Origin of the sequence: Tibeticola sp. (genome assembly GCF_022759015.1) — a bacterium.
Classification (GTDB): domain Bacteria; phylum Pseudomonadota; class Gammaproteobacteria; order Burkholderiales; family Burkholderiaceae_C; genus Tibeticola; species Tibeticola sediminis.
The window spans coordinates 1-4,812 of the sequence record NZ_JAEMQB010000089.1 but is presented as its reverse complement, the minus strand read 5'-3'; the positions used below and the strand labels follow the sequence as shown (position 1 = coordinate 4,812).

Genomic DNA, 4,812 nt, shown 5'->3' with positions numbered 1-4,812 from the left:
CGGCTCGCCCCCGGCGCCGACAGCAGGCTGAAGCCCGCAGGCGCCAACCCGAACAACGCTGTCGACCTCAGAGGCGCAGCGGCGCATCGGGAAGCTCGTTCACGGGCGTTGTGCCCTGCACCGGCGGGAACGCGGCTTCTAGCAGGGCCGAGACTTCCTGCACGGCTTGCGTGAGACCTTGCTCGAACTGCTGGGCTGCCAGCGCCTCTGACAGCCGCGCGAGCACGCTGCGCCACTGCGCCTCGCTGACATGGGCGTTGAGGCCGCGGTCGGCCAGGATTTCGACCGCGCGTTCGGCCAACAGCAGGTAGATGAGCACGCCGTTGTTGCGCTCGGTGTCCCAGACGCGAAGCTTGCCAAACAGCATCAGCGCGCGCTCGCGCACGATGCGGCGCAGCGGCACGCGGTCGCGCAGGTGGCGCCAGAGGTAACTGAGCGGCAACGCGGCTTCGACCACCACGCGAATCTGCCCGCCGTGGCGGCGTTCGCTCTCACGCACGCGCTCGCCGATGCGCTCGAGCGCCTCCGGCGGCAGCACCCGCTCGGACCACCGGGGGTGGACGAGCCGATGGCGCAGCAAGGTGCGCAGCGCTTGCCAGAAGCCGGGCGGCCGGTCGAAAACGGTTGCGGTGCTTGGCATGTCGCTCACCCTAGATTGCTTAGCCGTTGCTTACCAGTCGCCGCTGGCCCCGCCGCCGCCGAAGTCGCCGCCACCGCCGGAGCCGAAACCGCCACCTCCGCCGCCGCCACCCCCGCCACCGCCTAAGCCCCCGGGGCCGCCACCGCCCAGCGGAACAAAGCCGCCGCGGCCGACGACCAGGCCGTAGACGGCCGCGATGAAGGCGGCGAGCACGGCGACCAGCACACTCGCGGTGAGCGCGAACGCCAGCACGCCCGCCAGCGACGCGCCGGCCAGCAAGCCGAGCACGGGCCCAAGCACGGCGCGCAGCACGCTGGCGACCAGGGGCACGATGATGAAGAGCAGCACCAGGGTTTCCTGCCAATCCAGCCCGTCGCTCGCGGCCGTCGCGGGCTCGGGCGCGGGCAGGGCCTCGCCGCGGATCAGCGCCGCGAGCCGGTCGACCGCCTGGTCGAGCCCGGCGTAGTAGTCGCCCGCCTTGAAGTGCGGCACCATGGCTTCGTCGATGATGCGCTTGGCCGCGAGGTCGGGAATGGCGCCTTCGAGCGTCTTGGCGACTTCGATGCGCACGCGCCGGTCGTCGGTGGCGACGACCACCAGCACGCCGTCCCCGACCCCGGCGCGGCCGATCTTCCAGGCGTTGCCGATGCGGTTGGCGTAGGCCGCGATGTCTTCGGGCGCGGTGGTGCGCACCAGCAACAGCACGACCTGGGCGCCGCGTTCGGCCTCGAGGGCTTCGAGCTTGCGCTCGAGCCCGGCGCGCTGCTTGGGCGTGAGCACTTCGGCAAGGTCGACCACCCGCGCCTCCAGCGCGGGCACGGGCTGCAGGGGCTGCGCCCACGGCACCCCCACACCCGCGAGCAAGGCCAGACCGACGAGCCACCGGCACCACAAGGCGCACCAGAAACCCGCCCGCGACGCATCAAAATTCATAGCAGACTAGGCCCGATTCACGCCGGCACACGGCCAAAAACAGCGCCAAAAGGCTTACTTCTTACCGAAGTCCACCTTGGGCGGGGTGCTGATTTGCGCCTCGTTGCTGACGGTGAAATTGGGCTTGGGCTCGTAGCCAAAGACCTTGGCCGTGAGGTTGGTTGGGAAGCTGCGCACCAGCGTGTTGTAGCGCTGCACGGCCTGGATGTAGCGGTTGCGCGCGACGGTGATGCGGTTCTCGGTGCCTTCGAGCTGCACGCGCAGGTCGCGGAAGGCCTGGTTGGACTTGAGCTCGGGGTAACGCTCGGCCACCACGAGCAGGCGGCTGAGCGCGCTGCCGAGCTCGCTTTGCGCCTGCTGGAACTTCTGGAAGGCTTCCGCGTTGTTGAGCGTCTCGGGCGTGACCTGGATGGCCGTGGCCTTGGCGCGTGCCTCGATGACCTTGGTGAGCGTCTCCTGCTCGAACTGAGTCTCACCCTGCACGGTGGCGACGAGATTGGGCACGAGATCGGCGCGGCGCTGGTACTGGTTGAGCACCTCGCTCCAAGCAGCCTTGACCTCCTCATCCAAGCGCTGGATTTCGTTGTAGCCGCAGCCCGAAAGCAGCGCGGCCGTCATCAGCGCAAACCATGTGAGCAACCAACGTTTCATGCGAACTCCTGCTTCTCAAAGAATGAGCAACGGTAGCATAGATACATGTTCCTCCCGCCGTTTCAAGTAGCTCCTCGCCAAGGCAGCGCCGGCCGTCATGTGGCTGCGCCCGAAGTGGCGGCATCTGGCCTGCCCCATTGGGATTCCATGGATTTTTGGGACAAATTTCGCGGTTCCCCAGCGTAAAACGGTCGGCTGATGCTATGAATTACAGAGCACTCTGGTGGCTGCCCGGCGGCCACGCGCAAACCATCTGGAGTGCGCTGCTGGCCCGCCGCACGCACGGCCCGCGGCCGGTGTACCGGCGCGAGCGCTGGGACACGCCCGACGGCGACTTCATCGACGTGGACTTCGCCACCCATGCTCGGTCGTCGGGCGCGCCGCTGCTGGTGCTGTTCCACGGCCTCGAAGGCTCCTCGCGCAGCCATTACGCCGAGGCCTTTGCCGACTGGGCGCGCGAGCAGGGCCTGGCCTACGCGGTGCCGCACTTTCGCGGCTGCAGCGGCGAAATCAATCGCGCGCCACGCGCCTACCACTCGGGCGACTTCGAAGAAATCGACTGGATCCTGCGCCGCCTCGCGGCCGCGCAGCGTGCCGCAGGCGCTGGGCCGGTGCTCGCGGTCGGCGTGTCGCTCGGCGGCAACGCGCTCATGCGCTGGGCCGGGGAGATGGGCGACGCCGCCGGCGCGGTCGTCGCGGCGGTGGCATCCATCTGCGCGCCGCTCGACCTCGCCGCAGCGGGCCACGCGATCGGGCGCGGCTTCAACCGGCAGGTCTACACGCGCATGTTTTTGCGCAGCATGCAGCCGCGCGCACTGGCCAAGCTGCGTCAGTTCCCGGGCCTGTTCGACGAAGCCGCGCTGCGCGCTGCGCGCGACCTCTACGCCTTCGACAACGTGTTCACCGCGCCGCTGCACGGCTTTCGCAACACCGAAGACTACTGGGCGCGCGCCTCGGCCAAGCCGCACCTCGCGCGCATCCGCGTGCCAGCGCTCGCGCTCAATGCGCGCAACGACCCCTTCGTGCCGGGGAACAGCCTGCCCAAGCCGCAGCACGCGGGCCGCCATGTCACCCTGTGGCAGCCCGAAGGTGGCGGCCATGTGGGCTTTGCCGCGGGCGCCTGGCCGCGCGGCCAGTTGCGCGGCTTGGCCGACGCGGTGGGCGGCTGGCTGCTTGCCCATTCATAATCGGTTCATGGACGACATCGTCATCAAGGCCATGGCCAAGTGGCCGAACGTTCCAGACTGCTACGGCTGGCTCGGGCTCGATACGCGCGGACACTGGTGGATGCGTGACGCCCGCACCCAAGCGCTCGGCCCGTTTCCCACGCTCGATACGCCGGGGCCGGCAGTGGCACGGGGCGCGCGGCTTGCGCATGAAAAGCTGATCGAATTCATCGGCCGCAATTACCAGGCCGACGCCGCGGGCCGCTGGTTCTTCCAAAACGGGCCGCAGCGCGTGTACGTCTCCCTCGAAGCCACACCCTGGATCTGGCGGCTGCAATCAGACGCCACGCAGGCGGACGCGGTGGCGGTGCAGGCCCACACCGGGGCCGATGCCGGCGCGGTACGCAGCGCCTGGCTCGACGAGGCCGGACGGCTCTATCTGCACACCGATCTCGGCTTTGGCCTCGTCGACAGCGCCGACATGTGGCGCGCCGCCGCCGCGGTGGAAGCCGGCCGGTGGACACCGCAGCCGATCGAAAGCGCCTTGACCCCGCAACGTTTTGGCTTCGTTCGCGCCCCCACGGCGTGAGGCCGGTACGCGGCGCGCGAGGGACTGGTTCAGCGTTACCCAACAAAAACCGGGTGCTCGACCGAGCCGTTTCCTTAAAGTGTTGAAATCCGAGAGCGACGCCACCAGACACCGCGGGCAGTGACACCCCTGCGGTGATGAGCGCCCCGGCAGCGACGAGCATTTCCAGCGACTTGTCGATAGACTTGTCAGCCATGAACTTCAAACCGGCTTGTTTGAAAAGTTTTCGCGGAGGCTTGGCATTGCAAATATCGGATATTGATATACAGGGCGGCGCAGCGCGCCAGCTGTGGGGCGGGCGGGCTGTTGCGAACGTTCGCTAAGCGCTATGAGCCTCTCCATCCGCTCGGCATTCCCGCGCAACGTCTTCGAACTCATGGGCAAGGACGAGAACAGTGCCACATACGCGCTGGGCTGGGCGCTGGAACGGAGCCCATGCTTCGCCGCCCGCTTGGTCAAGGCCATTGCGGGACGCTCTGTCGATGTCTCGGACCTGCGCATCGCTCTGCAAAAGAGTGGAGACGACCGCGGCTTCACTGACATCGAGCTGCGGTGCGACAAGGCCCTGCACGCCATCATCGAGGCCAAACAGGGCTTCGAGCTGCCGGGCGTTGAACAGCTCTCGCGGTATCGCCCTCGTTTGCGCGAGGCCGGCTTCGAGTCCGTCGCCCTGGTGTCGGTGTCGGCGACTCCCGAGCAGATCGCGCGTCTGAAATTACCTCGTGATGTCGACAGGATTCCCGTGAAGCATTTATCTTGGGGCGCCGTGCGCGGTTTGGCTAAGGCCGCCAGGAGCGAAGCGACAGGGCTGGAAGAGAAGCTCTGGCTGCGCG

General features: G+C 68.0%; 6 protein-coding genes. 3 read left to right on the top strand and 3 right to left on the bottom strand.

The features are described from left to right. Positions 1–67: 67 nt before the first annotated feature. The 3 genes from JHC36_RS05510 to JHC36_RS05500 are packed head-to-tail and all read right to left on the bottom strand — an operon-like array spanning position 68 to position 2,224. Positions 68–640 carry a TPM domain-containing protein gene (locus tag JHC36_RS05510; RefSeq protein WP_287916839.1) on the bottom strand — a complete coding sequence of 191 codons (573 nt, stop codon included), beginning with the start codon at positions 638–640 and terminating at the stop codon, positions 68–70. A gap of 30 nt (positions 641–670) precedes the next feature. After that, entirely contained in the window at positions 671–1,573 is a 903-nt protein-coding gene (locus JHC36_RS05505; protein WP_287916837.1) for a TPM domain-containing protein, read from the bottom strand. Positions 1,574–1,627: 54 nt separating this feature from the next. Further along, a complete protein-coding gene (locus tag JHC36_RS05500) occupies positions 1,628–2,224 on the bottom strand; it encodes a LemA family protein (protein ID WP_287916834.1) in 597 nt (198 codons plus the stop codon). A 203-nt stretch (positions 2,225–2,427) separates the two neighbouring features. Between JHC36_RS05500 and JHC36_RS05495 the strand changes: the two genes are divergently transcribed. The 3 genes from JHC36_RS05495 to JHC36_RS05485 form a co-directional block, all read left to right on the top strand. Beyond that, positions 2,428–3,411, top strand: a complete 984-nt coding sequence (locus tag JHC36_RS05495; protein ID WP_287916831.1) for a YheT family hydrolase — start codon at positions 2,428–2,430, stop codon at positions 3,409–3,411. A 7-nt stretch (positions 3,412–3,418) separates the two neighbouring features. Next, on the top strand, positions 3,419–3,979 hold the full coding sequence (locus tag JHC36_RS05490) for a DUF2946 family protein (protein ID WP_287916828.1): 561 nt from the start codon (positions 3,419–3,421) through the stop codon (positions 3,977–3,979). 328 nt (positions 3,980–4,307) lie between these two features. Then, on the top strand, positions 4,308–4,812 hold a 505-nt coding region (locus JHC36_RS05485; protein WP_287916825.1), incomplete at its 3' end, for a hypothetical protein.

Coding starts and splice junctions, on each gene's coding strand:
- JHC36_RS05510 (WP_287916839.1), bottom strand. CDS start 640: ATGCCAAGCACCGCAACCGTTTTCGACCGGCCGCCCGGCTTCTGGCAA.
- JHC36_RS05505 (WP_287916837.1), bottom strand. CDS start 1,573: ATGAATTTTGATGCGTCGCGGGCGGGTTTCTGGTGCGCCTTGTGGTGC.
- JHC36_RS05500 (WP_287916834.1), bottom strand. CDS start 2,224: ATGAAACGTTGGTTGCTCACATGGTTTGCGCTGATGACGGCCGCGCTG.
- JHC36_RS05495 (WP_287916831.1), top strand. CDS start 2,428: ATGAATTACAGAGCACTCTGGTGGCTGCCCGGCGGCCACGCGCAAACC.
- JHC36_RS05490 (WP_287916828.1), top strand. CDS start 3,419: ATGGACGACATCGTCATCAAGGCCATGGCCAAGTGGCCGAACGTTCCA.